The organism is Chryseobacterium sp. 2TAF14, assembly GCF_052115105.1.
In the GTDB taxonomy this organism is placed as follows: Bacteria; Bacteroidota; Bacteroidia; order Flavobacteriales; family Weeksellaceae; genus Chryseobacterium.
On the sequence record NZ_JBFRGA010000317.1, the window covers coordinates 1 to 1,418 of the forward strand.

A 1,418-nucleotide genomic window follows, 5' to 3' on the forward strand; every position below is an offset into this window, starting at 1 on the left:
GTAGAAGCTCAGGAAAGATTAGCAGCGAAAGTTGGAAAATCATTCCCTAAAAGAGAATATAACCACGAAAATCACGATGAAGCCATCCGTGAAAAAGTGTGGAAAGAAACTTATGATAAAGTATACGAAGTAGCAAAAACACCTTCAGGAAAAGAAGAAAGACACGAGAAATTTAAAGCTCTTCTTGATGAATTCCTTGCTCAGTATGTTGATAATCCTGAAGAACTGGAAAGAGTAACTCCTTTCGCAAAAGTATATTACCACGATGTGGAAAAAGAAGCGATGCGTCAGATGATTTTGAATGACAAAATCCGTCTTGATGGTCGTGATCCTCAAACGATCCGCCCGATTTGGAGYGAAATCGATTATTTACCGGGAGCGCACGGTTCTGCCATCTTCACAAGAGGTGAAACTCAGTCTCTTACAGCTGTAACTTTAGGTTCTGTGAAAGATGCAAATATGGTAGACAGCGTAATGGTAAATTATGACGAAAGATTTTTCCTTCATTATAACTTCCCGCCATTCTCAACAGGTGAAGCAAGACCTTTAAGAGGAACTTCAAGAAGAGAAGTTGGTCACGGAAACTTAGCTCAAAGAGCTTTGGCAAATATGATCCCGGAAGAAAATCCTTACACCATCCGTATCGTTTCTGATATTTTAGAATCAAACGGTTCGTCTTCAATGGCGACAGTTTGTGCAGGAACTTTGGCTTTGATGGATGCAGGTATTCAGATCACAAAACCAGTTTCCGGTATTGCAATGGGATTGGTAACTGACGTGAAAACAGGGAAATACACTGTACTTTCTGATATCTTAGGAGATGAAGATCACTTAGGTGATATGGATTTTAAAGTAACAGGAACTGCAGACGGAATCACTGCTTGTCAGATGGATATTAAGATTCAGGGTCTTTCTATGGATATTATGGAGAAAGCACTTTTACAGGCTAAAGACGGAAGACTTCATATTTTAAATAAAATCACTGAAACTATTGCTGCTCCAAGAGAAGATGTGAAACCTCACGCTCCGAAGATGGTAATGATGGAAATTCCTAAAGATTTCATCGGTGCTGTAATCGGACCTGGTGGAAAAATCATTCAGCAGATGCAGAAAGATACCGATACCGTTATTGCCATTGAAGAAATTGGAGAAATCGGAAGAATCGAAATTTCCGGTGTCAGCAGAGAAAAGATCAATGAGGCGATTGCGAAGATCAACGAAATTACTTTCGTACCGGTTGTAGGCGAAGTTTACCAAGGTAAAGTAGTGAAAGTAATGGATTTCGGAGCTTTCGTAGCGATCGCTAAAGGTACTGAAGGATTGCTTCACAWCTCTGAAATCGAGTGGGCAAGACTTGACAAAGTTCCTTACAAAGAAGGTGACGAAGTTGAGGTGAAATTTATGGGTTATGATGACCG

At 40.1% G+C, this 1,418-nt stretch carries 1 protein-coding gene; it reads left to right on the plus strand.

Annotated elements, in window-relative coordinates; genetic code table 11:
- A partial coding sequence (locus tag AB4Y90_RS17875; RefSeq protein WP_441558912.1) for a polyribonucleotide nucleotidyltransferase occupies positions 1-1,418 on the plus strand: 1,418 nt, incomplete at both ends.